Origin of the sequence: Streptomyces sp. NPDC020780 (assembly GCF_044334475.1) — a bacterium.
Classification (GTDB): domain Bacteria; phylum Actinomycetota; class Actinomycetes; order Streptomycetales; family Streptomycetaceae; genus Streptomyces.
The window spans coordinates 172,845-196,939 of record NZ_JBIRTB010000009.1 but is presented as its reverse complement, the minus strand read 5'-3'; the positions used below and the strand labels follow the sequence as shown (position 1 = coordinate 196,939).

The 24,095-nt window shown below is 72.4% G+C and carries 22 protein-coding genes; 14 read left to right on the top strand and 8 right to left on the bottom strand.

Annotated features, from left to right (window positions below):
- Positions 1-59 precede the first annotated feature (59 nt).
- Positions 60-416 carry an iron-sulfur cluster assembly accessory protein gene (locus tag ACH4VO_RS19395; RefSeq protein WP_018103583.1) on the bottom strand — a complete coding sequence of 119 codons (357 nt, stop codon included), beginning with the start codon at positions 414-416 and terminating at the stop codon, positions 60-62.
- A gap of 221 nt (positions 417-637) precedes the next feature.
- Between ACH4VO_RS19395 and nadA the strand changes: the two genes are divergently transcribed.
- The gene (nadA, locus tag ACH4VO_RS19390) at positions 638-1,825 is read left to right on the top strand and encodes a quinolinate synthase NadA (protein ID WP_360992812.1); all 1,188 of its coding nucleotides are present in this window, start codon (positions 638-640) and stop codon (positions 1,823-1,825) included.
- Positions 1,826-1,968: 143 nt separating this feature from the next.
- Here the strand turns inward: nadA and ACH4VO_RS19385 are convergent, their stop codons facing one another.
- From ACH4VO_RS19385 to ACH4VO_RS19370, 4 genes are all read right to left on the bottom strand, one after another.
- A complete protein-coding gene (locus ACH4VO_RS19385; RefSeq protein WP_360992815.1) occupies positions 1,969-2,658 on the bottom strand; it encodes a response regulator transcription factor in 690 nt (229 codons plus the stop codon).
- The gene (locus ACH4VO_RS19380) at positions 2,655-3,929 is read right to left on the bottom strand and encodes a histidine kinase (protein ID WP_360992818.1); all 1,275 of its coding nucleotides are present in this window, start codon (positions 3,927-3,929) and stop codon (positions 2,655-2,657) included. The genes ACH4VO_RS19385 and ACH4VO_RS19380 overlap by 4 nt, the downstream gene beginning before the upstream one ends.
- 160 nt (positions 3,930-4,089) lie before the next feature.
- Positions 4,090-4,368, bottom strand: coding sequence for a hypothetical protein (locus ACH4VO_RS19375; RefSeq protein WP_360992821.1), 279 nt, complete (start codon positions 4,366-4,368; stop codon positions 4,090-4,092).
- Positions 4,369-4,378: 10 nt separating this feature from the next.
- Entirely contained in the window at positions 4,379-5,164 is a 786-nt protein-coding gene (locus tag ACH4VO_RS19370) for a PspA/IM30 family protein (RefSeq protein WP_360992824.1), read from the bottom strand.
- Between the two features lie 296 nt (positions 5,165-5,460).
- Here ACH4VO_RS19370 and ACH4VO_RS19365 point away from each other — a divergent pair, with 296 nt between their 5' ends.
- From ACH4VO_RS19365 to ACH4VO_RS19355, 3 genes are all read left to right on the top strand, one after another.
- Positions 5,461-6,060 carry a DUF3043 domain-containing protein gene (locus ACH4VO_RS19365; RefSeq protein ID WP_069172494.1) on the top strand — a complete coding sequence of 200 codons (600 nt, stop codon included), beginning with the start codon at positions 5,461-5,463 and terminating at the stop codon, positions 6,058-6,060.
- Between the two features lie 59 nt (positions 6,061-6,119).
- Positions 6,120-6,854: a class I SAM-dependent methyltransferase gene (locus tag ACH4VO_RS19360; protein WP_398441091.1), complete on the top strand. Its 735-nt coding sequence runs from the start codon at positions 6,120-6,122 to the stop codon at positions 6,852-6,854.
- A 66-nt stretch (positions 6,855-6,920) separates the two neighbouring features.
- Positions 6,921-7,994 carry a trypsin-like peptidase domain-containing protein gene (locus ACH4VO_RS19355; protein WP_360992830.1) on the top strand — a complete coding sequence of 358 codons (1,074 nt, stop codon included), beginning with the start codon at positions 6,921-6,923 and terminating at the stop codon, positions 7,992-7,994.
- A gap of 69 nt (positions 7,995-8,063) precedes the next feature.
- Here the strand turns inward: ACH4VO_RS19355 and ACH4VO_RS19350 are convergent, their stop codons facing one another.
- On the bottom strand, positions 8,064-8,267 hold the full coding sequence (locus ACH4VO_RS19350; RefSeq protein ID WP_360992833.1) for a hypothetical protein: 204 nt from the start codon (positions 8,265-8,267) through the stop codon (positions 8,064-8,066).
- A gap of 85 nt (positions 8,268-8,352) precedes the next feature.
- Between ACH4VO_RS19350 and ACH4VO_RS19345 the strand changes: the two genes are divergently transcribed.
- Both ACH4VO_RS19345 and cobT read left to right on the top strand, forming a co-directional pair.
- Positions 8,353-9,555, top strand: a complete 1,203-nt coding sequence (locus ACH4VO_RS19345; protein ID WP_360992836.1) for a bifunctional adenosylcobinamide kinase/adenosylcobinamide-phosphate guanylyltransferase — start codon at positions 8,353-8,355, stop codon at positions 9,553-9,555.
- A 104-nt stretch (positions 9,556-9,659) separates the two neighbouring features.
- Positions 9,660-10,805, top strand: a complete 1,146-nt coding sequence (gene cobT / locus ACH4VO_RS19340; RefSeq protein WP_360992839.1) for a nicotinate-nucleotide--dimethylbenzimidazole phosphoribosyltransferase — start codon at positions 9,660-9,662, stop codon at positions 10,803-10,805.
- 30 nt (positions 10,806-10,835) lie between these two features.
- On the opposite strand, the gene ACH4VO_RS19335 is transcribed toward cobT, so the two are convergent.
- Positions 10,836-11,603, bottom strand: a complete 768-nt coding sequence (locus ACH4VO_RS19335; protein ID WP_360992842.1) for a hypothetical protein — start codon at positions 11,601-11,603, stop codon at positions 10,836-10,838.
- 85 nt (positions 11,604-11,688) lie between these two features.
- On the opposite strand from ACH4VO_RS19335, the gene ACH4VO_RS19330 reads away from it, so the two are divergent.
- Positions 11,689-12,468: an adenosylcobinamide-GDP ribazoletransferase gene (locus tag ACH4VO_RS19330; protein WP_360992845.1), complete on the top strand. Its 780-nt coding sequence runs from the start codon at positions 11,689-11,691 to the stop codon at positions 12,466-12,468.
- 22 nt (positions 12,469-12,490) lie between these two features.
- Here ACH4VO_RS19330 and ACH4VO_RS19325 read toward each other — a convergent pair whose 3' ends face one another.
- Positions 12,491-13,330, bottom strand: coding sequence for an endo alpha-1,4 polygalactosaminidase (locus ACH4VO_RS19325; RefSeq protein WP_360992945.1), 840 nt, complete (start codon positions 13,328-13,330; stop codon positions 12,491-12,493).
- Positions 13,331-13,579: 249 nt separating this feature from the next.
- Here ACH4VO_RS19325 and ACH4VO_RS19320 point away from each other — a divergent pair, with 249 nt between their 5' ends.
- From ACH4VO_RS19320 to ACH4VO_RS19290, 7 genes are all read left to right on the top strand, one after another.
- Entirely contained in the window at positions 13,580-15,136 is a 1,557-nt protein-coding gene (locus ACH4VO_RS19320; RefSeq protein WP_360992848.1) for a leucyl aminopeptidase, read from the top strand.
- A 324-nt stretch (positions 15,137-15,460) separates the two neighbouring features.
- Positions 15,461-16,849, top strand: a complete 1,389-nt coding sequence (lpdA, locus tag ACH4VO_RS19315; protein ID WP_360992851.1) for a dihydrolipoyl dehydrogenase — start codon at positions 15,461-15,463, stop codon at positions 16,847-16,849.
- A 58-nt stretch (positions 16,850-16,907) separates the two neighbouring features.
- Positions 16,908-18,731, top strand: coding sequence for a 2-oxoglutarate dehydrogenase, E2 component, dihydrolipoamide succinyltransferase (gene sucB, locus ACH4VO_RS19310; protein ID WP_360992854.1), 1,824 nt, complete (start codon positions 16,908-16,910; stop codon positions 18,729-18,731).
- A 148-nt stretch (positions 18,732-18,879) separates the two neighbouring features.
- On the top strand, positions 18,880-19,503 hold the full coding sequence (locus tag ACH4VO_RS19305; RefSeq protein WP_360992857.1) for a GntR family transcriptional regulator: 624 nt from the start codon (positions 18,880-18,882) through the stop codon (positions 19,501-19,503).
- A 267-nt stretch (positions 19,504-19,770) separates the two neighbouring features.
- On the top strand, positions 19,771-22,452 hold the full coding sequence (aceE, locus tag ACH4VO_RS19300) for a pyruvate dehydrogenase (acetyl-transferring), homodimeric type (RefSeq protein WP_360992860.1): 2,682 nt from the start codon (positions 19,771-19,773) through the stop codon (positions 22,450-22,452).
- Between the two features lie 76 nt (positions 22,453-22,528).
- Entirely contained in the window at positions 22,529-23,497 is a 969-nt protein-coding gene (locus ACH4VO_RS19295) for a WYL domain-containing protein (protein WP_360992863.1), read from the top strand.
- Between the two features lie 61 nt (positions 23,498-23,558).
- The gene (locus tag ACH4VO_RS19290) at positions 23,559-24,080 is read left to right on the top strand and encodes a DUF4240 domain-containing protein (protein WP_360992948.1); all 522 of its coding nucleotides are present in this window, start codon (positions 23,559-23,561) and stop codon (positions 24,078-24,080) included.
- Positions 24,081-24,095 lie beyond the last annotated feature (15 nt).

The following is a 24,095-nucleotide window of genomic DNA, read 5'->3' as shown; positions in this document are numbered from 1 at the left end:
ACGACGGCGGCGCTCCCGGCATCGGACGGCCGGGAGCGCCGCCGTCGGCGCGTGCGGACTCAGCTGAAGGAGTCACCGCAGGCGCAGGAGCCCGTGGCGTTCGGGTTGTCGATCGTGAAGCCCTGCTTCTCGATGGTGTCCACGAAGTCGACGGAGGCGCCGCCCAGGTACGGGGCGCTCATCCGGTCGGTGACGACCTTGACGCCGTCGAAGTCCTTCACGACGTCGCCGTCGAGGGAACGCTCGTCGAAGAAGAGCTGGTAGCGCAGGCCCGAGCAGCCTCCGGGCTGGACGGCGACGCGCAGCGCGAGGTCGTCACGGCCTTCCTGCTCCAGCAGGGCCTTGACCTTGGCTGCGGCGGCGTCCGACAGGAGGATGCCGTCGCTCACGGTGGTGGTCTCGTCCGATACGGACATCTGCTTCTCTCCCGGGTTGTTCGGACTGCTTGCCGACGGTCCAACCATCGGGGCCGCGGATTCATTCCGGGCCAAGCGCGTATCTGTTCCCTTCATGCTCGCACACCGCCCCCACCCGGGGATGCGTCACATCGACACGATCGGCATCGTCAATCTGACGTGAAGCGGCTATGATAGATAGCGTCAATTAGACGAAAAGGCAAGTTCGCAGAAAAGAAAGGGTGCGTGTCGTGACCACCGCCCAGCCCCTGGATGTCCAGCCGACGCCCCTCGCCCTGCTTCTGCTGGGCCGCGAGGCCGACCCGCGCAGCGAGCGCGGTGTCGAATGCCCCGGCGACCTGCCGTCCCCCTCCGACCCGGACCTGGTGGAGCGCGCCCGCGCCGCCAAGGAGAAGCTCGGGGACAAGGTCTTCGTCCTCGGCCATCACTACCAGCGTGACGAGGTCATCCAGTTCGCGGACGTCACCGGCGACTCGTTCAAGCTCGCTCGGGACGCGGCGGCGCGGCCCGAGGCCGAGTACATCGTCTTCTGCGGCGTGCACTTCATGGCCGAGTCCGCGGACATCCTCACCGGTGACGACCAGAAGGTGGTCCTGCCGGACCTGGCGGCGGGGTGCTCGATGGCCGACATGGCCACCGCCGAGCAGGTCGCCGAGTGCTGGGACGTGCTGACGGAGGCGGGCGTCGCCGACCAGGTGGTGCCGGTGTCGTACATGAACTCCTCGGCCGACATCAAGGCCTTCACCGGCAGGCACGGCGGCACGATCTGCACCTCGTCCAACGCGAAGCGCGCCCTGGAGTGGGCCTTCGAACAGGGCGAGAAGGTGCTGTTCCTGCCGGACCAGCACCTCGGCCGCAACACGGCCGTCCGGGACATGGGCATGAGCCTGGAGGACTGCGTCCTCTACAACCCGCACAAGCCGAACGGCGGTCTGAGCGCCCAGGAGCTGCGGGACGCGAAGATGATCCTGTGGCGCGGGCACTGCTCGGTCCACGGGCGCTTCTCGGTGGAGTCCGTCAACGACGTGCGCGCGCGCATCCCGGGCGTCAACGTGCTGGTGCACCCGGAGTGCAGGCACGAGGTCGTGGCGGCCGCGGACCACGTCGGCTCGACGGAGTACATCATCAAGGCCCTGGAGGCGGCGCCTGCCGGTTCGAAGTGGGCGATCGGCACGGAACTGAACCTGGTGCGCCGGCTGGCGAACCGTTTCGCCTCGGAGGACAAGGAGATCGTCTTCCTCGACCGGACGGTGTGCTTCTGCTCGACGATGAACCGGATCGACCTGCCGCACCTGGTGTGGACGCTGGAGTCGCTGGCCGAGGGGAACCTGGTCAACCGGATCCAGGTCGACGCCGAGACGGAGAAGTACGCGAAGCTGGCGCTGGAGCGGATGCTCGCCCTGCCGTAGCCGGGCCCGGCCGGGACGAGGAAGGGTTCCCCGGCGCCGCCGTGCGGCGCCGGGGAACCCTTCCGGGTGGCTGCGGTGCGGTGATCGTCGATGCTTTCTCACGCCGCGCCTACCGCAGCGGGAGGACTCCGGATCTCCGCCCGTCACTCCGCCCGGGGACGCACCAGGCCCGATTCGTAGGCGATGACGACCAGTTGGGCGCGGTCCCGGGCGCCCAGCTTCGCCATCGCGCGGTTCACGTGCGTCTTGACCGTGAGAGGGCTGACGACGAGCCGCTCGGCGATCCGGTCGTTGGAGTGCCCGCCCGCCACCTGCACGAGCACCTCGCGTTCGCGTCCGGTGAGAGCGGCGAGCCGTTCGGAGTACTCGGCGGTGTCCGGGGCCCCCTCCGCGGCGCTGTCCTGCGCGAGGAAGCTGGCGATGAGGCCCCTGGTGGCCGCCGGGGAGAGCAGCGCGTCGCCGGCGGCGGCGACCCGTACCGCGTTGAGCAGTTCCTCGGGTTCGGCGCCCTTCCCCAGGAAGCCGGCGGCGCCCGCGCGCAGCGACTGGAGTACGTACTCGTCCACCTCGAAGGTGGTGAGCATGACGATCCGTACCCCGGCCAGGTCCGGGTCGGCGCTGATCGTCCGGGTGGCGGTGAGTCCGTCGGTGCCCGGCATCCGGATGTCCATCAGGACGACGTCCGCGCGCGTCGCACGGGCCAGGGCGACCGCCTCGGCGCCGTCCGCGGCCTCGCCGACGACGTGCATGTCGGGCTCCGAGTCGACGAGCACCCGGAACGCGCTGCGCAGCAGGGCCTGGTCGTCGGCGAGCAGCACCTTGATCGGTGTCATGGGTGTCCCCCCAGCGCGTCCGTCGTGCCCGGCCCGTCCGGCCCGCCCGTGCCGGGTACGACGGGCAGGATCGCATGGACGCGGAATCCACCGCCGTAGCGGGGGCCGGCGGTGAGGGTGCCGCCGAGCGCGGTGACGCGCTCCCGCATGCCGACGAGGCCGTGGCCGCCGCCGTCGCCGTGCTCCGGGGGATGCTCCGCCGCCGCGCCCGTGCCGTCGTCCAGCACGGTCACCTCGGCAGTGCCCCCGACCCGTACGACGCTCACCTCGGCCTTGACGCCGGCGCCCGCGTGCTTGCGTACGTTGGTCAGGGCCTCCTGGATGACCCGGTAGGCCGCCAGGTCCACGGCTGCGGGCAGCGGGCGGTCCGGGTCGGTGCGGGCCACCTCCACGGGGAGTCCGGCGTTGCGGAAGGTGCCGACCAGCGCGTCCAGGACGGCGAGCCCGGGGGCCGGTTCGGTGGGCGCCTCCGGGTCGCCGGACTGGCGCAGCAGCCCGACGGTCGCCCGGAGCTCGTCGAGGGCGGAGCGGCCGGCCTCCCGTACGTGCGCCAGCGCCTCCTTGGCCTGGTCGGGGCGTTTGTCCATGACGTGGGCGGCCACCCCGGCCTGGACGTTGACCAGGGCGATGTGGTGGGCGACGACGTCGTGGAGGTCGCGGGCGATCCGCAGCCGCTCCTCGGCGACCCGGCGGCGTGCCTCCTCCTCACGGGTCCGTTCGGCCCGTTCGGCCCGTTCCCGGATGGCGTCGACGAACGCGCGCCTGCTGCGCACGGCGTCCCCCGCGGCGCAGGCCAGCCCCGTCCACGCGAGGACGCCGACGTTCTCCTGGCTGTACCAGGGTGAGGAACCGACCGCCATGGCGGTGCCGGTCAGCACCACCATGGTCAGCAGGCCGGCCCGCAGCGTGGTGGGGCGGTCGGTGCCGGCCGCGACGGTGAAGAGTGCGACGACCGCGCTCATCACCACGGGGGCGGGCGGATCCGCCAGGACGAACTCGGCGGTCGACAGCAGCCCGGTCACGGCCAGCACCGTCATGGGCCGGCACCTGCGCGCCACCAGCGCCGCCGCGGCGAGCACCATCAGCAGGACGCTCCAGCCCCCGGGGGTGCGTTCGCCGAAGATGGGCGTCCCGTGCCCGGGGTTCGGTTCGGCGAACGACGCGAGGACCATGCAGGTCAGCACGGCGACGGCGAGCGCCCCGTCGAGGGCGAGGGGGTGGCCGCGCAGCCAGTGACGGACGCGCACAAGCCCGGTTCCGAGGGTGGTCACGCCCAGAACGGTACGGCGTGTCGTACCCGGCCCCGTCCCGGTGCCGTACGGATACGGCCATGCATGCGGCCCCGCCCCACCCCGCCCGGACAGCGCCGTGCCCCGCACCGGTGGGACCGGGGCGGGGCACGGCGGGGAGTGTGGAGCGGGGCTGCCCTGTTCAGCCGGGGATGAGGCCCCCGTCGCCGAGCATGGCGCGCACCTCTTCGAGGGTGGCCTCCGGAGCCGGCAGGATCAGCTCTGAGGGCTCCAGGGAGTCGTCCGGCAGCGGCGAGCCGAGCTCGCGCACCTTGTCCAGGAGCGCGTGGAGCGTGGCCCGGAAGCCGGGTCCGTCACCGCTTTCCATCTCCGCGAGCAGGACGTCGTCGAGCTTGTTCAGCTCGGCGACATGACTGTCGGCCAGTTCCACCTGGCCCTCCCCCATGATCCGTACGATCATGACGCCGCCCTCACTGCTTGTCGAACTTGTGCGGGGCCTGCTGCGACTGCGGTGCCGCGTCGTCCTGCGCACCGCCCTCGATGGCCTGCTGCTGCGCGGAGGGGCCACCCGCCAGCTCGGCCTTCATCCGCTGCAGTTCCAGTTCTACATCCGTACCACCGGAGATCCGGTCCAGCTCGGCGGCGATGTCGTCCTTCGCCGTCCCGGACGGGTCGTCCAGGGCTCCGGAGGCGAGCAGCTCGTCGATGGCGCCGGCCCGCGCCTGGAGCTGCTGGGTCTTGTCCTCGGCCCGCTGGATCGCCAGGCCGACGTCGCCCATCTCCTCGGAGATGCCGGAGAAGGCCTCCCCGATCCGGGTCTGCGCCTGGGCGGCGGTGTAGGTGGCCTTGATGGTCTCCTTCTTCGTGCGGAAGGCATCGACCTTGGCCTGCAGCCGCTGCGCCGCGAGGGTGAGCTTCTCCTCCTCGCCCTGCAGCGTGCGGTGCTGCGTCTCCAGGTCGGTGACCTGCTGCTGGAGGGCGGCGCGCCGGGACAGCGCCTCGCGGGCGAGATCCTCCCGGCCGAGCGCGAGGGCCTTGCGCCCCTGGTCCTCCAGCTTGGTCGACTGCCCCTGCAGCTGGTTCAGCTGCAGTTCGAGCCGCTTGCGCGAGGTCGCCACGTCGGCGACGCCGCGGCGCACCTTCTGCAGCAGTTCCAGCTGCTTCTGGTACGAGTAATCGAGGGTTTCGCGCGGGTCCTCGGCCCGGTCAAGGGCCTTGTTTGCCTTCGCGCGGAAGATCATTCCCATACGCTTCATGACACCGCTCATGGGCTTCGCGCGCCCCCTTCTGACGGACTGAGCTCCGGCACTCCAACAGAACCCACAGTACGGGCCCTGTCTCTATTACCGCACTGTTCGGGCACGGATGTGCTCCTACCCAAGGACGACTGCCTGCCGTGACCGCTCCCGCGCAGGGAGTAGACGAACATCGGGGAAAGAGGCGGCATCGTCCGTTCTGCCCCTGTCGGGGCACCTTTCAGGACGCGGGCCGTTGCCGGATCGTTCCCGCCCGGTCCGCTGCCGCCTGTGTCGACCCCGTACCCTTGGGCCTTGTGTTCCGTAGCCGTTCCAAGGAAGAGAAGGCCCCCACCGGCAAGGTGACGGCGGACCTCTCCAAGCAGCCCCGCGACCCTCAGGCTCCCAAAGGTCGCCCCACCCCCAAGCGCAGCGATGCCCAGACGCAGCGCAGGCGTGCCTCGAGCGGTGCGCCGGCCGACCGCAAGGAGGCCATGAAGCGTCAGCGCGAAGCGCGCCGCGCGGACATGGCCCGCCAGCGTGAGGCACTCGCGTCGGGCGACGAGCGTTATCTGCCGGCGCGTGACAAGGGGCCCGTGCGGCGCTTCGTCCGTGACTTCGTGGATTCGCGCTTCTGCATCGCGGAATACTTCCTGCCGCTCGCGGTGATCATCCTGATCCTCAGTGTGATCCAGGTCCAGAACATCCAGAACATCTCGCTGCTGCTCTGGCTCGGCGTGATCGTGCTGATCGTGGTCGACTCCATCGGCCTCGCGTTCCGGCTCAAGCGGCAGCTGGCCCAGCGCTTCCCCGACACTCCGAAGCGCGGCGCGGTGGCCTACGGCCTGATGCGTACGCTCCAGATGCGCCGGCTGCGGCTTCCGAAGCCGCAGGTCAAGCGGGGAGAGCGGCCCTGAGCACGGAGCCCTCCGGCTTCACGGGCGGTTCCTCCCAGTGGCTGGCCGGGCTCGGCGGGCTGCGCAACACGGTCCGTCAGGAGCTCGTGGCCCGGCAGCTGGACGAGCAGATAGCCGCCCGCTTCCCGGTGGGGAAGCGGCTGCGGGTGCTCGACGTCGGTATGGGCCAGGGCACGCAGGCCCTGCGTCTGGCGCGGGCCGGGCACTCGGTGACAGGCCTGGAGTCGGACGGCGAGATGCTGGGGACCGCTCAGGAGGCGCTCGCGGGCGAGCCCGAGGGCATCCGGGAGCGCGTGCGGTTCGTCGAGGGCGACGGCCGGGACACCGGTGTGCACTTCCTGCCCGGCAGCTTCGACGTGGTGCTCTGTCACGGGGTGCTGATGTATGTCCCGGAGCCGGACCCCATGCTGGCCGGGCTGGCCCGGATGCTGGCCCCGGGCGGGCTCCTCTCGCTTCTCGTACGCAACGGTGACGCGCTGGCGATGCGACCCGGGTCGGCCGGCGACTTCGGCGCGGCCCTCGCCGCCTTCGACACGGACACGTACACGAACAGGCTCGGCCTGGACGTCCGGGCGGACCGGCTCGACGCGCTGACGGACACCCTCGCGGGCATCGCCGCGCCGCTGCACGCCTGGTACGGCGTGCGGGTCTTCACGGACAACGTGCCGAACGAGGCGGCGCTGCCGGAGCCGGAGGAGCTGGCCCGCGTGCTGGCCGTGGAGGACCGGGCGGGGCGCACGGACCCCTACCGCGGGGTGGCCGCGCTGCTGCACCTGTGCGGCGTACGGGGCTGAGCCGCCGTACGCCCGACCGGCCCAGCAGCGCGGGCCCGGGGCGGCGGCCCTGGCGATACTCCGGGCATGCGCGTATCCCACTCCGGCGGCCCGGCCCGCCGCGCCTCGCTGTCCCTGGCCGCCGGTGTGTGCGCGGTCGCCCTCGTGGGCGGCTGCGCCGGCCCCGCCCCCTCGTCCTCCGGCGCGCCGCTGAGACCGCCCGCTGCGCCCCGGGCCACGAACGACCTGGAGCAGCAGTACCGGACCGTCATCGGCGACGTGCTCCCCTCGGTCGTGCAGATCGCCGCCGGGGACACCCTCGGTTCCGGAGTCGTCTACGACGACAAGGGCCACATCGTCACCAACGCCCACGTCGTGGGCAACGGGAAGTCCTTCGACGTCAGCGTGGCCACCGGCGAGCGGGTCATCAAGGCGTCGCTGGTCTCGTCCTACCCCGAGCAGGACCTGGCGGTGGTCAAGCTGGACGAGGTGCCTGAGGGGCTGAAGGCCGCGAAGTTCGGCGACAGCGGCGGGGTCGAGGTCGGTCGGATCGTCCTGGCGATGGGCTCGCCGCTCGGCCTGGCCAGCAGCGTCACGCAGGGCATCGTCTCGGCCGTGGGCCGTACCGTCAGCGAGAGCGACGGGGGTGGCGGCACGGGGGCGACGCTCGCCGACATGGTGCAGACCTCGGCGGCGATCAATCCGGGCAACAGCGGCGGCGCGCTCGTCGACCTGGACAGCGAGGTGATCGGTATCCCCACGCTCGCGGCGACCGACCCGCAGCTGGGCGGCAGCGCCGCACCGGGGATCGGGTTCGCCATCCCGTCCTCGATGGTGCGGACGGTCGCCGACCAGATCATCAGATCCGGCAAGGTCACCGACTCGGGGCGGGCCGCGCTGGACATCACGGGCCGCACGGTCGTCGACGCGGAGTACCGGCCCGCCGGTGTCGCGATCGTCAGCGCCCGCAAGGGCGGGGCCGCCGCGGAGGCGGGCCTGCGGGCGGGCGACGTCATCACACGGCTGGACGACACCCCCGTCACGACGATCACCTCGCTCTCGGAGGCGCTGGCGGAACACAAGCCGGGCCAGAAGGTCACGGTGACGTACACGCGCGGCGGCGAGCGGAAGACGGCCGGGGCGACCCTCGGCGAGATCTGACGGGCCGTTCACGGCGGTGGCCCGCCCCCGGCCGGGCCCGGGGCGCGGAGCGGGGGCGGGTCCCGGGCCCTATCCGGCCTGGAGACTCATCGGGCCGTAGATCTTCACCGAGTCCTCGAAGAGCGTCACCTGGTCGGCGCCGCCTTCGAGGAGCTCCTTCCAGAACTCACCGATCCAGGACTCCGCGTCGCCCTGGGTGGTGAACTCCTCCGGCTGCAGCGCCGGCTCCGTCTCCGTACCGTCGGACTTCTCGAACCGCCACGTCCACGCCATGTCCGCCTCCTGGGTCGCGTTGCTGCCCGAAGCCTAGTGGGTGCCCGGACGCGCAGGGGCAGCACGGACACGGGAGGATCGGACCGTGGAACTGACTCTGCTGGGCACCGGAGCCCCCGACGGGCTGCCCCGGGCCGACTGCCCCTGCGCCGCCTGCGCGTCGGCCCGTGGTGTGCGGGCGCGTGCCGCGACCGCACTCCTCGTCGACGACGCGCTGCTGCTCGATCTCACCCCCGGCGCCGTGTTCGCCGCAGCCCGGGCCGGTCGTTCGCTCACGGCCGTGCGGCAGGTGCTGCTGACCCACCCCCACGACGGGCCCGCCGTGGAACTGCCGGCCTCGCTGCCGCCTGCGGGGCGGGTCCCCGACGGCCAGGAACTGACGCTGATCAGCGGGCACCGGGTCCGCGCCGTGGCGATGGACGCTCCGGGCACCGGGTACGAGGTCACCTCGCCGGAGGGCGAGCGGCTGCTCTACCTGCCGCCCGGCGCCGCCCCCTCGGGTCTGGCCCGCCGGGTGGCGGAGCCGTACGACATGGTGCTCTGCGACGTGATCGCGCGGCCCGACGCCGTCGCCCGGCTGCGGGCCGTGGAAGCGGTCGGACCCGCCACCGAGGTGATCGCCGTCCATCTGGGCCACGACGCCCCGCGCGGGGACGAGCTGGACCGCCGGCTCGCCGCGGGAGGGGCGCGCGCCGTACCGGACGGCACGACGCTCCCGGTGGGCGGCTACCACGCCGTGCCGGCCGTACCCCGGCGCACGCTCGTCACGGGCGGCGCCAGGTCGGGGAAGTCCCTGGAGGCCGAGCGCCGTCTGGAGACCTTCCCCGACGTGGTGTACGTGGCCACGGGCGGCCGCCGGGAGGGCGACACGGAATGGGCGGCGCGCATCGGGCTGCACCGGGAGCGCAGACCGGCCGCGTGGCGCACCGAGGAGACCTGCGAGCTGGCCGGCCTGCTGGAGTCGGACGGCCCTCCGCTGCTGATCGACTGCCTGTCGCTGTGGCTGACGGACGCGATGGACCGTACCGACGCGTGGGACGGCGCCCTGTGGGCGGACGGCGGGGAGGAGGCCCTGCGCGCCCGGGTCGCCGAACTGGTGCACGCGGTGCGCGGCACACGCCGTACGGTCGTCGCCGTGACCAACGAGGCCGGCTCCGGCGTGGTCCCCGCGACCCCCTCCGGGCGGCGCTTCCGGGACGAACTGGGCCGCCTGAACGCCGCGTTCGCCGCCGAGTGCGAGCACGTCCTGCTCGTGGTGGCGGGGCAGGCGCTGGTGCTGCGGGACTGAGTGCGCGGGCCCGGGGGGCGCGCGGGAGCGGCGGGTACTGTTCCCCGCAGGAGCCCCGCGCCGGGTTCCCGCCCACCCTGTGACGACCCGCGAGGCAGACCCCCGTGAATCTGGACGACTTCTCCGACCTGATCGAGCGCCCCGACGGGGGCGTACGACGTGATGCCGAGGAACGCCGGGAGCGGCTGGCGGTTCCGCCCGGCGCCCTCGGCCGGCTCGACGAGCTGGGCGAGTGGCTGTCCGCGGCCCAGCAGTCGGTGCCGGTCAAGCCCGTCGACCGGCCGCGTGTGGTGCTCTTCGCCGGGGACCACGGGGTGGCGGAACTGGGTGTGTCAGGCCGGGCCGCCGGCACCGCGTACGAGCTCGTGCGCGCCGTTCTGGACGGCGCCGGCCCCGTCGCCGTGCTGGCCCGCCGTTTCTCCGTGCCCGTGCGCGTCGTCGACGCCGGACTGGACTGCGACCCGGAACTGCTGCCCGAGGCGGTCGTCCGGCACCGGGTGCGGCGCGGCAGCGGCCGCATCGACGTCGAGGACGCCCTGACGGCCGAGGAGGCCGAGCAGGCCGTGCGGCTGGGGATGCGGATCGCCGACGAGGAGGCCGACTCCGGCACCGATCTCGTGGTGCTGGGCGACCTGAGCGTCGGCGGCACGACGGCGGCCTCGACGCTGATCGCGGCCCTGTGCGGCACGGACGCCTCGGTCGTGACGGGACGCGGCGGCGCCGGCATCGACGACCTGGCGTGGATGCGCAAGTGCGCGGCGATCCGGGACGCGCTGCGCCGGGCCCGGCCCGTGCTCGGTGACCAGCTGGAGCTGCTGGCCGCGGTGGGCGGGGCGGATCTGGCGGCGATGACCGGCTTCCTGCTGCAGAGCGCGGTGCGCCGGCTGCCCGTGGTGCTCGACGGTGTGGTCTCGGCGGCCTGTGCGCTGGTGGCCCAGCGGGCGGCGTTCCGGGCTCCGGACTGGTGGCTCGCCGGTCAGGTGAGCGGCGAGCCGGCCCAGACCAAGGCCCTGGACCGGATGGCGCTGACCCCGCTCCTCGACCACGGGGTGACGGTCGGTGAGGGGAGCGGGGCCCTGCTGGCACTGCCGCTGGTCCAGGCCGCGGCGGCGCTGGCCGCAGAGCTTCCCGAGCGGGCGGCCGACGAGGACAGGGCCTCCGAGGAGGCGGCCGGCGAGGGACCCCCGGATGAGAAGTCCTCCGAGGAGGCGGCGGCCGGCGGGACCGAGCCCGCCGGGAACACCGCCTGATCCCGGCGGCCGCCCGGCCCGGTTCAGTTCTCAGGGCCGGGCATCCGGGCCGGGCAGCGTGGTCCGGTCCGGTGCCCCGCCGATCAGGTCCTGGAACCTGCGGCGCGGCCCCGCCCACCGGACGTCGTGGTGGTAGGCGCGCAGTACCGCCCTGGAGCGGGCCCGGGGGCGGTGCCGGTAGAAGCGCCTCGCCCACGGGGAGACGGGCCGGGCCAGCCGGAGCGCGCCGAAGATCGCGATGAACGGGACGAGGGTCCCGATCACGGCCATGCGTGCCTTGCCCTTGAACAGGCAGACCAGGACGAAGCCGAAGTTGACGAAGTAGGTCAGGACGACGCCGAACCGGTTCTGCTTGTCCGCGTCGCTCAGCTCGTTGACACCCAGCGGCGAGAACCCGGCGAGTACGAGGACGACCAGCGAGGCGGTGAGGACGACGACCTCCACGCTCCTGCGGCCCTCCTCGGTCCAGTACACGTCGTCGAGGTGCACGATCAGCGCGAACTCGTCGAGGACCAGGCCCGCTCCCATGCCGAAGACGACCGCGAAGACTCCCGCGGAGACACTGTGCCGCTCGGTCGCCACCGCACCGAAGCCGCCGATCACCGAGAGCACGACGCCCGGCACCACGTGGTGGACGTGCACACCACCCGGCGTGATGTTGCGGAAGGGCCCCTTGCCCGCCCTGATCATCCGGGTGATGACCCGGGTGATCGCGAAGGTCAGTACGAAGGCGGTCAGGGCGAGCAGCAGCGGAAGTTTGCCCGGCTCGACGATGTTCTGGTGGAACCAGTGACCCATGCCACCCCATCCTGATGTCCACTTCGAGGCTTTTGTTGTGCTTCGCACAATCTAGCGCCGGGCGGCACCGGCTAGCCTGCCCGCGGTGATCTCCCTGAACAGCCACGGCCTGCGTTTCGCCTTCGGCACCCTGACCGTGCTCCCCGTCCGGGTCCTGCGCTGGGACCGTGAGGCGGCCCGCGCCGGCATGCTCTGCGCCCCGCTCGCCGGACTCGTCGTGGGGCTGCTCGCGGCCGCGGCGGGGGCGGCGTTCCTGCTCGCCGGATCGGGGCCCCTGCTCGCGGCGGTCGCCTCGGCCGCGCTCCCGGCCGCCCTCACCCGCGGCCTGCACCTGGACGGGCTGGCGGACACCGCGGACGGGCTCGGCAGCGCCCGGCCCGCCGAGGACGCGCTGCGCGTCATGAAGCAGTCGGACATCGGTCCGTTCGGGGTGATCACTCTGGTGTTCGCCCTGCTGGCGCAGGTCGCGTCGCTCTTCGAGCTGTACGGCCGGGGCTGGGCGCACGGGGCGCTCGGCGCGGTGGCCGCCGCGGCCGTCGCCCGGTCGGCACTCACCCTGGCCTCCCGCCGCGGCGTGCCGCCCGCCAGGCCGGAGGGGCTGGGCGCGGCGGTGGCGGGGACCGTGCCGCCCGGCGCGGCGGCGGCCGTCGCACTGGTGGTGGCCGCCGGCTGCGCGGGGGCCGGCGCGCTGCTGGGCGGGTACGGGGCGCTGAGCCACGGGCTCGCCGCCCTGGCGGGTCTGGGGGCCGCGGGGCTGCTGCTGCGCCACTGCGTGCGGCGCTTCACCGGAGTGACCGGCGACGTGTTCGGGGCCCTGGAGGAGACCGCGGCCACCGCGGTCCTGGTGGTCCTGACCGTCGGTTAGGTATCCGCGAGGGGGCCGGTCCTCAGCAGCCCTGGCGCCACACGCCGAGTTCGTACTTCTTGAGCAGCGAACTCAGCCGCAGCCGCCGGGACTCGGCGCAGAAGTCCTCGACGGGCACCTCGTACTCCGCGTGGAAGACGGCCTTGCCCGCCTCGATGAACGGGGTGAGGGTGTCGCACTCGTCGTACTGCGCGCACTGCTCGTTGACCGCGAAGTCGAAGTCGTCCACCAGCTCCGGGATCTGGGGCAGGTCGTTCTTCAGGCCGACGGCCATGCCGTGGCGGTGGGCGAGAGCGGCGATCAGCCGGTTGTAGCGGAGCTGGTCGCGCGCGGTGAGCGGGAAGCCGGTGGAGTTGAGGTAGCCGTCCATGTTGTCCGGCTCCACCGCGTCGAACCCCTTCTTCGCGCACATCGCGATCCGCTTCTCCATCAGGGGCTCCAGGACGTCGGTACGGCGGATGTCGAGCCACCACTCCCCCTCCCAGCCGTTGCTCCTGCCGCGTACGGAGGCGGGGAACTCCTCCGCGTCCGGCCGGAAGTCCTCCCAGGCGCCCGTCGAGAGGTAGCAGATGACCTTGCGGCCCTTGCGGTGCAGCGCGGCCACCGTCGCGGCGTCCTGATCGAACCCGTCGATGTCGTAGACCGGGGCGTCGACCGTCGTGTCCACCCGGCCCGAGAGCTGCCACTGCCAGTCCACGCCGGGCTCCGGCTGCCAGCGCCGTACGGTCTGCGGTGCGCCGGAGGCGGCCGGCGGGTCCTCGGGCCCCGCGCCCGGCGCGCAGCCGGCCAGCACCGCCAGGAGGACCAGCACGGCGAGCGGCGCCGGGCCCCATGTCCTCGTACCGGCCGTACTGCCCCGCATCGTGCTCCCCCGCTCGTCCCGTCCGGCTCGTCCCGGCACGCCGGACGACCCTATCGGCGCTGCCCGGCCCCCGGCACGGAGGGACGCCTTCCCCGTGCCGGACCCGGACGGCCCGCCCCCGTGAGCCGGACGCAACGGCGCGCGTAGGCTCATTCCCGGCACATTGCGGCGGCGTCTACGATGCGCCGGGCACGGTCGGCCCACCCCTCGACCACCTACACCACTCAACGGAAGCGAGATTTCACCACCGTGACTGCTCTCACTCTCAGCACCTCCGGGGCGGCGACGCTGCGCGCCGACGCACTCGTCGTCGGCGTCGCCAAGAGCGCCGGGTCCAAGGCCGGGAGCCTGGTCCTCGCACCGGGCGCCGAGGCCGTCGACAAGGCGTTCGACGGAAAGCTCGCCACCGTCCTGGAGACCCTGGGTGCCTCCGGTGCCGAGGGCGAAGTGACCAAGCTCCCCGCGCCGTCCGGGCTCAAGGCCCCGGTCGTCCTCGCGGTCGGACTCGGTCCGGTCCCGGGGAAGGACGGCGCCTACGACGCCGAGGCACTGCGCCGGGCCGCCGGGAGTGCGGCGCGCGCCCTGTCCGGTGCGAAGAAGGCCGGTTTCGCGCTGCCGACGGAGTCCGTGGAGGACGCGGGCGCCGTCGCGGAGGGCGCCCTGCTCGGCGCGTACGCCTTCACCGCCTACCAGGGCGGCGAGAACAAGCTGGCCCCCAAGGACGCCAAGGCAGGGAACGGCGCGAAGCAGCCGCTCGCCGAGGTCGTCCTGCTGGGCGCCAAGCCGCGCGACAAGGCCCTCAAGGCGGCCACCGAGCGCGCCCTCGCGCTCACCGAGGAGATCAACCGCGCCCGCGACCTGATCAACACCCCGCCGAACGACCTGTACCCCGAGTCCTTCGCCGCCGTGGCCACCGCCGCCGGCAAGGAGCACGGCATCAAGGTGCAGGTCCTCGACGAGAAGGCGCTCGTCAAGGGCGGCTTCGGCGGTCTGCTGGGCGTCGGCCAGGGCTCCACCCACGGCCCGCGCCTGGTCCGGCTCGCCTACACGCACCCGAAGGCGGAGAAGACCCTGGCCCTCGTGGGCAAGGGCATCACCTACGACTCGGGCGGCATCTCACTCAAGCCGGCCGGGCACAACGAGACGATGAAGTGCGACATGAGCGGTGCCGCCGCCGTGTTCGCCGCCGTCGTCACCGCCGCCCGCCTGGGCCTCAAGGTCAACGTCACCGGCTGGCTGGCGCTCGCCGAGAACATGCCGTCCGGCAACGCCACCCGCCCGGGTGACGTCCTGCGCATGTACAGCGGCAAGACCGTCGAGGTCCTCAACACCGACGCCGAGGGCCGGCTGGTCCTGGGCGACGCGCTGACCCGCGCCTCGGAGGAGCAGCCGGACGCGATCGTCGACGTGGCCACCCTGACCGGTGCCATGGTGCTGGCGCTGGGCAACCGCACCTTCGGCATCATGGCCAACGACGACGCCTTCCGTACGTCGATCCACGAGATCGCCGAGGAGGTCGGCGAGGCGTCCTGGCCGATGCCGCTCCCCGCCGACCTGCGCAAGGGCATGGACTCCCCGACCGCCGACATCGCCAACATGGGCGAGCGGATGGGCGGCGGCCTGGTGGCCGGCCTGTTCCTGAAGGAGTTCGTGGGCGAGGGCATCGCCTGGGCGCACCTGGACATCGCGGGGCCGGCCTTCCACGAGGGCGCGCCGTACGGCTACACACCCAAGGGCGGCACCGGCTCCGCGGTCCGCACGCTGGTCAGGCTGGCCGAGCGCACGGCCGCGGGCGACCTCGGCTGATCCCCGGGCGCGGCGGTGTTCGCGCGCAGCGGATACGGCCCCGGGCATAGGTCCGGGGCCGTGCGCGTTCACCGGAGCGGCCTTGACCGGCCGATTTTTCCGAACTTTTGTACGCATGATCGACCGTCCAAGCCGGATGTCCGTCCGGCTCGGACCAGGGGCCCGCGTCCCGCCCACCCTCAACAAGTGCGAAGATGGGTTCTCGGCAGGACAGGGCCCCCACCACAGGGCCGAATAACGCAAGCGGCCGAACACCAGCCGACCGGCCGGTCACACCCCAGCGACGGGGCCCGGCATACGGCGCACATGCATGGAGGACGTGACGTGGCGAACGACGCCAGCACCGTTTTCGACCTAGTGATCCTCGGCGGTGGTAGCGGCGGTTACGCCGCGGCCCTGCGCGGAGCGCAGCTGGGCCTGGACGTCGCACTGATCGAGAAGGGCAAGGTCGGCGGCACCTGCCTGCACAACGGCTGTATCCCCACGAAGGCGCTGCTGCACGCCGGCGAGATCGCCGACCAGGCCCGCGAGGCCGGTCAGTTCGGCGTGAAGGCCACCTTCGAGGGCATCGACATGGAGGCCGTCCACAAGTACAAGGACGACGTGATCTCGGGCCTGTACAAGGGCCTGCAGGGACTCATCGCCTCGCGCAAGGTGCACTACATCGAGGGTGAGGGCCGGCTCTCGTCGCCCACCTCGGTGGACGTCAACGGCCAGCGCGTCCAGGGCCGCCACGTGCTGCTCGCGACCGGTTCCGTACCGAAGTCGCTGCCCGGCCTGGAGATCGACGGCAACCGGATCATCTCCTCGGACCACGCCCTGAAGCTGGACCGTGTCCCGAAGTCCGCCATCGTCCTGGGCGGCGGCGTCATCGGCGTCGAGTTCGCCTCGGCGTGGAAGTCCTTCGGCACCGACATCACCATCGTCGAGGGCCTCAAGCACCTGGTCCCCGTCGAGGACGAGAACAGCTCGAAGCTCCTGGAGCGCGCGTTCCGCAAGCGCGGCATCAAGTTCAACCTCGGCACCTTCTTCGACAAGGCCGAGTACACGCAGGACGGTGTCCGCGTCACGCTCGCCGACGGCAAGACCTTCGAGGCGGAGCTCCTGCTGGTCGCGATCGGCCGCGGCCCGGTCTCGCAGGGTCTGGGTTACGAGGAGGCCGGGGTCGCCATGGACCGCGGCTACGTCCTCGTCGACGAGTACATGCAGACCAACGTGCCGACGATCTCGGCCGTGGGCGACCTGGTCCCCACCCTCCAGCTGGCCCACGTCGGTTTCGCCGAGGGCATCCTGGTGGCGGAGCGGCTGGCCGGCCTCAAGACCGTGCCGGTCGACTACGACGGCGTGCCGAAGGTGACGTACTGCCACCCCGAGGTCGCCTCCGTCGGCATCACCGAGGCCAAGGCCAAGGAGATCTACGGTGCGGACAAGGTCGTCGCCCTCAAGTACAACCTCGCGGGCAACGGCAAGAGCAAGATCCTGAAGACCGCGGGCGAGATCAAGCTCGTCCAGGTCAAGGACGGTGCCGTGGTCGGCGTCCACATGGTCGGTGACCGTATGGGCGAGCAGGTCGGCGAAGCTCAGCTGATCTACAACTGGGAGGCACTGCCGGCCGAGGTCGCGCAGCTCATCCACGCCCACCCGACCCAGAACGAAGCAATGGGCGAGGCCCACCTGGCCCTGGCCGGCAAGCCTCTCCACTCCCACGACTGATCCAGTCCGGGCGCGACGACCGACCACTTCCGCACTTTCGTAAGGAGCAACCGAAACCATGTCGGTTTCCGTAACCCTTCCGGCGCTCGGTGAGAGCGTCACCGAGGGCACCGTCACCCGCTGGCTGAAGGCCGAGGGCGAACGCGTCGAGGCAGACGAGCCGTTGCTCGAGGTCTCGACCGACAAGGTCGACACCGAGATCCCCGCCCCGGCGTCCGGCGTCCTCTCGTCCATCAAGGTCGCCGAGGACGAGACCGTCGAGGTCGGCGCCGAGCTGGCCGTCATCGACGACGGTTCGGGCGCACCCGCGGCCGAGACCGCTCCGGCCGCCGAGCCGGCCCCCGAGCCCGCCGCGGTTCCGGCCCCGGCCGCCGCCGAGGCACCCGCCGCCCCGTCGACCGAGACCGAGGCACCGGCCGCGGCTCCGACCGCCGAGGCCACCACCGGCGCCTCCTCCGCCTCCGGCACGGACGTCACCCTTCCGGCGCTCGGCGAGAGCGTCACCGAGGGCACCGTCACCCGCTGGCTGAAGGAGGTCGGCGAGGAGGTCGCGGAGGACGAGCCGCTGCTCGAGGTCTCCACGGACAAGGTCGACACCGAGATCCCCGCCCCGGTCGCCGGCGTGCTGCTGGAGATCGTCGTCGGTGAGGACGAGACCGCCGAGGTCGGCGCCAAGCTCGCCGTCATCGGTGCTCCCGGTGCAGCTCCGGCCGCCGCTCCGGCGGAGGCAGCCCCGGCCCCCGCGGCCGCTCCGGCGGAGGCCGCCCCGGCAGCTCCGGCTGCCGCACCCGCGCCCGCCGCACCGGCCCCGGCTCCCACCCCCGCTCCGGCACCGGCACCGGCTCCGGCCGCGCCCGCCGCACCGGCGGCTCAGGCACCGGCCGCGCCGGCGCCCGCGCCCGCCGCTCCGGCACCCGCCACCCCCGCTCCGGCCGCGTCGGCCGGTGACGAGGGCGCGTACGTCACGCCGCTGGTCCGCAAGCTCGCCGCCGAGAACGGCGTCGACCTGGGCGCGGTCAAGGGCACCGGCGTCGGTGGCCGCATCCGCAAGCAGGACGTAGTGGCCGCAGCCGCCGCCGCGGAGGCCGCCAAGGCCGCCGCACCGGCTCCGGCCGCCGCCGCCCCGGCCGCGGCGAAGGCGCCGAAGCTCGAGGCGTCCCCGCTGCGCGGCCAGACGGTCAAGATGACCCGCATGCGCAAGCTCATCGGCGACAACATGATGAAGGCGCTGCACTCGCAGGCCCAGCTGACCACGGTCCTCGAGGTCGACATCACGAAGCTGATGAAGCTGCGCAACCAGGCGAAGGACTCCTTCGCCGCCCGTGAGGGCGTCAAGCTGTCCCCGATGCCGTTCTTCGTGAAGGCGGCGGCCCAGGCGCTGAAGGCCCACCCGGTCGTCAACGCCCGGATCAACGAGGACGAGGGCACCATCACGTACTTCGACTCGGAGAACATCGGCATCGCCGTGGACGCCGAGAAGGGTCTGATGACCCCGGTCATCAAGGGTGCGGGCGACCTGAACATCGCCGGCATCGCGAAGAAGACGGCCGAGCTGGCCGGCAAGGCGCGTGGGGGCGGCCTCACCCCGGACGACATGTCCGGTGCGACGTTCACCGTCAGCAACACCGGTTCGCGCGGTGCGCTGTTCGACACGGTCATCGTGCCGCCGAACCAGGCGGCCATCCTGGGCATCGGTGCCACCGTCAAGCGTCCGGCGGTCATCGAGACCGCCGAGGGCACCGTCATCGGTGTCCGCGACATGACGTACCTCTCGCTCTCCTACGACCACCGTCTGGTGGACGGCGCGGACGCCGCCCGCTACCTGACGACGGTCAAGGCGATCCTGGAGGCCGGCGAGTTCGAGGTCGAGCTCGGCCTCTGAGCTCTGCGGCTGTAACCAGCCTCACCAGCGGCGCCCCCGTCCGGAACGCTTCCGGACGGGGGCGCCGCCGTATGGTCTAGGGACCACGGGCCGTTCTCTCGGCCGCGTTGGTGGAGAGCAGCCCCGGTTCGCCCCGAAGGAGCCCGTCATGACCCCGCCCGTCGTCCACTCGCTGCGCGAACAGATCCGCGAGCACATCGTGGACGGGATCGTCAGCGGGCGCTGGAAGCCGGGCGAGCGGATCGTGGAGCGCCGTATCGCGACCGAGCTCGAGGTCAGCCAGACACCCGTGCGGGAGGCACTGCGCGAACTGGAGACCCTGCGGCTGATCGAGTCGGCGCCCAACAAGGGCGTCCGGGTACGCAATCTCACCGCGGCCGACCTGGAGGAGAGCTACCCCGTACGCGCCGGGCTGGAGCAGATCGCCGCGGAACTCGCGGCCCCCACCCTCGCCGAGGACTGCTCGGCGCTCACCCCGCACGTGGCGGCGCTGTACGAGGCGGACCGGCTGGCCGACGGCGAGGCGCAGGTGCGGCACACGGTGGCCTTCCACCGCGAGATGGTGCGGGCGGCCGGGAACGCCGTGCTGCTGCACACCTGGGAGGGCCTCGGCATCGAGGTGTTCACCGCCCTGTCGATCCGCTGGCTGGGCACGGTGCAGAAGTCGTACGCGGAGGAGCACGAGGCGCTCATCGAGGCGTTCCTCCGGCGCGACCCGCGGATCGCCGTACTGGTCAAGGAGCACGTCCTCGGCTGCGCGCCGCGCGCCTGAGCGTCGTCGGACCGAGGCGCCCAGGTGTGCCGCCGAGCGCTCCGCCGTGCAGGTCAGCGCCCCTTTTTCCCGCTTGGTCCCGTCACTGCGTGCCCCATTTCGAGGCACCGCATGCCACTTTTCTTCATATCGAGAAGTTTTGCCTTTCACCCTTTGATCGATCATCGATCGGCGCCTTACAGTTCACTCGCGGGCCCACCGGCCCGATCGCCCTGTCCTGCCAGTCAGGGCCTTCTCCACCCCCCTCCATACCGGAAGGCGGCGATCATGACCGACCCCGTAGCAAAGCTTCCGAGCGAGCTCGACCAGCTCCCGGACCGCGACCCCGAGGAGACCGCCGAGTGGGCGGCCTCCCTGGACGCCGTCACCAAGGCCGCGGGCCCGCACCGTGCCGCGTACCTGATGCGGCGCTCGCTCCAGCACGCGGAGGGCGCCGGTATCGCGCTGCCCAAGCTGCTGGAGACCGATTACGTCAACACCATCCCCACCTCCGCGGAGCCCGCCTTCGACGGCGACCTGGAGATGGAGTCCAGGATCACCGCGTGGAACCGCTGGAACGCGGCCGCGATGGTCACCCGGGGCGCCCGGTACGGCGTCGGCGGTCACATCGCCACGTTCGCCTCGGCCGCCTGGCTGTACGAGACCGGCTTCAACCACTTCTTCCGTGGCAAGGAGGGCGACGGCTCCGGCGACCAGCTCTACATCCAGGGCCACGCCTCACCCGGCATCTACGCCCGCGCCTTCCTCGACGGCCGTCTCAGCGAGCAGCAGCTCGACAACTTCCGCCAGGAGTCCGGGGGCGACGGCCTGCCGTCCTACCCCCACCCGCGGCGGCTGCCGTGGCTGTGGGAGTTCCCCACCGTGTCGATGGGCCTCGGCCCGCTCTCGGCGATCTACCAGGCGCGCTTCAACCGCTATCTGACCAACCGCGGCATCAAGGACACGTCGAACTCGCACGTCTGGGCCTTCCTGGGCGACGGCGAGATGGACGAGCCCGAGTCGACCGCGGCCCTCGCCCTCGCGGCCCGTGAGCGGCTCGACAACCTGACCTTCGTCATCAACTGCAACCTGCAGCGCCTCGACGGCCCGGTACGCGCCAACTTCCGCGTGGTCCAGGAGCTCGAGGGCGCCTTCCGCGGGGCCGGCTGGAACGTCGTCAAGACGCTCTGGGGCAACGCCTGGGACGAGCTGTTCCAGCTGGACACCACGGGCGCGCTGATCCGCCGCCTGCGCGAGGTGCCGGACGCGCAGTTCCAGACGTACGCGACCCGCGACGTCGCCTACATCCGAGACCACTTCTTCGGCGCCGAGCCCGCGCTCGCCGAGCTGGCGAAGCTGCTGAGCGACGCGAAGATCGCCGAGTGCTTCTACAGCTCCCGCGGCGGCCACGAGGCCCGCAAGGTGTACGCGGCCTACCGTGCCGCCCTCGAGCACGAGGGCGCGCCGACCGTGATCCTGGCCCAGACGGTCAAGGGCTACACGCTCGGCAAGGGCTTCGAGTCCAAGAACGCCAACCACCAGATGAAGAAGCTGTCGATCGACGAGTTCAAGAGCATGCGTGAGCTGCTCGGCCTCCCGATCCCGGACAGCGCCTTCGAGGGCGGGCTGGTGCCCTACGGCCACCCGGGCGCCGACTCCCCCGAGGTCCGCTACCTCCAGGAGCGCCGTGCCGCCCTCGGCGGCCCGGCCCCCGCCCGCCGGGTGCACGCCGTCGCGCTGCCCCAGCCGGAGGAGCGTGCCTTCAAGGCCCTGTACAAGGGGTCGGGCAAGCAGGAGATGGCCACCACCATGGCGTTCGTCCGCCTGGTGAAGGACCTGATGCGGGACAAGGAGACCGGCAGGCGCTGGGTGCCGATCGTCCCCGACGAGGCCCGGACCTTCGGCATGGAGTCCCTCTTCCCCTCGGCCGGCATCTACTCGCCGCTCGGCCAGACGTACGAGCCGGTCGACCGCGACCAGCTCATGTACTACAAGGAGGCCAAGGACGGCCAGATCCTCAACGAGGGGATCACCGAGGCCGGCGCCATGGCCGACTTCATCGCCGCCGCGTCGTCGTACGCCACGCACGGCGAGACGATGATCCCGTTCTACATCTTCTACTCGATGTTCGGCTGGCAGCGGACCGGCGACCAGATGTGGCAGCTCGCCGACCAGCTCGGCAAGGGCTTCATCGTCGGCGCCACGGCGGGCCGTACGACCCTGACGGGTGAGGGCCTCCAGCACGCGGACGGCCACTCGCACCTGATCGCGTCCACGAACCCGGCGTCGCTCAACTACGACCCGGCGTTCGCGTACGAGATCGCGGTGATCGTCAAGGACGGTCTGCGGCGGATGTACGGCCAGGCCGCGCCCGGCGAGGACGCGAACGTCTTCTACTACCTGACGGTCTACAACGAGCCGAAGCCGCAGCCGGCGATGCCCGAGGGCGTCGAGGACGGCATCGTCAAGGGCCTGTACCGCTTCAAGGAGGGCGTGCCCGCCGCAGCGGGCGCGCCGCGCCTCCAGCTGCTCGCCTCCGGCACGGCGATCCACTGGGCGCTGGAGGCCCAGGAGCTGCTGGCCGCCGATTGGAACGTCACGGCCGACGTCTGGTCCGCCACCTCGTGGGGCGAGCTGCGCCGTGACGCGCTGGCCGCCGAGGAGGCGATGCTCCGCGGCGAGGAGCGCGAGCCGTACGTGACCCAGGCGCTCTCCGGCGCTCCGGGCCCGGTCCTCGCGGTCAGCGACTGGATGCGCGCGGTCCCCGACCAGATCAGCCAGTGGGTCGAGCAGGACTGGTTCTCGCTGGGCACGGACGGCTTCGGCCTCTCCGACACCCGCGCCGCGGCCCGTCGCCACTTCGGCGTGGACGCGCAGTCGATCACCGTCGCGGCTCTGGCCCAGCTGGCCCGCCGCGGCGAGGTGCCGGCCTCCACGGTCAAGGAGGCGCGCGAGCGCTACGGTCTCTGACCAGGCCGGGCGGGGCAGGGGCCGGGTCAGCCGGGTCCCTGCCCCGCCGTTGTCCCGGGCCCCGCACAATGGCTCCATGCGTGCTGCCCGGCTCATCAAGATGGTGCTGCTCCTGCAGTCCCGCCCCGCCATGACCGCCGCCGAGCTGGCGACGGAGCTGGAGGTGTCGGAGCGCACCGTGACCCGGGACGCCCAGGCGCTCTCCGAGGCGGGCGTGCCCGTCTACGCGGACCGCGGCCGGGTCGGCGGGTACCGGCTCGTCGGCGGGTACCGGACCCGGCTCACCGGGCTGGCCCGGCACGAGGCCGAGGCCCTGTTCCTGTCCGGGCTGCCCTCCGCCCTGCGGGAGATGGGGCTCGACGACGCCGCGTCCGCCGCCCGGCTGAAGGTCTCGGCCGCCCTGCTCCCCTCCCTCAGCGACGCCTCGCGGACCGCCGCCCAGCGCTTCCACCTGGACGCCCCCGGCTGGTTCCAGGAGCCGGAGACACCCGACCTGCTGCCCGCCGTCGCCGAGGCGGTGTGGGACGACCGGATCGTCACGGCCCGCTACCACCGCGGCCCGAGGGGTGAGGTGGAGCGGGAGCTGTGCCCGTACGGGCTCGTGCTGAAGGCCGGTGTCTGGTACCTGTGCGCGCGGGCGGGCGACGACTTCCGGGTGTACCGCATCGACCGGTTCACGGCGGTCACCGTGTCCGGGGCCCGCTTCACCCGGGACGAGGACTTCGACCTGCCCCGCTTCTGGGAGGAGCGGGCGGCGCAGTTCGCCCGCTCGATCCTGCGGACCGAGGTGACGGTGCGGCTGACCGCTGCGGGCGTGCGGCAGCTGCCGCACGCCGTGGACCGCGCGGCCGCCGAGGAGGCGCTCGCGGCGGCCGGGACGCCCGATGCGCAGGGGCGGCTGACCGTGACTCTGGCGGTCGAGTCCCTGGAGGTCGCGTACGGCCGGCTGCTCGCCCTCGGACCCGAGTTGGAGGTCCTCGCCCCGGCCGCTCTGCGCGAACTCCTCGCCGACGCCGCCGAACGCCTGCGCGACCTCTATCGCTGAAGGCTTCAATTCGGTGTCTCCGCGTGCATCGTCCGCCGCGAAGGCAGATGCTGGACCCGTGATGGACGAAACGGAGTTCTGGGAGATCATCGACAGCACCCGCGAGGCCGCCGACGGCGACCCCGAGGACCATGCGGACCTGCTGGTGGAACGGCTGGTGCGGCTCGACCCCGACTCCGTGCTGGACTTCGCCCGGCACTTCGAGGCGCGCTACAACCGCGCGTACCACTGGGACCTGTGGGGTGCGGCCGCCGTGCTGCTCGGCGGGGCGGGCGACGACGCGTTCGACTACTTCCGCTGCTGGCTGATCGGTCAGGGCAGGGAGGTCTTCGAGGGCGCGGTCCAGGATCCCGACAGCCTGGCCGAACTGCTGGACGACTTCGACGAGGAGATCGACGGGGACGGCGAGGAGCTCGGCTACGCCGCCGACGAGGCGTACGAGCAGCTCACCGGGGCGGTCTCCCCGGACCTGGGCCTGCCTCCCGCGCCCGCGAAGCCCGCGGGGACGCCCTTCGCCGTGGAGGACGACGACGTACTGGCGGAACGCCTCCCCGCGCTCTGGGAGCGCTTCGGCGCGGGCTGAGACGGGTCCCGCAGG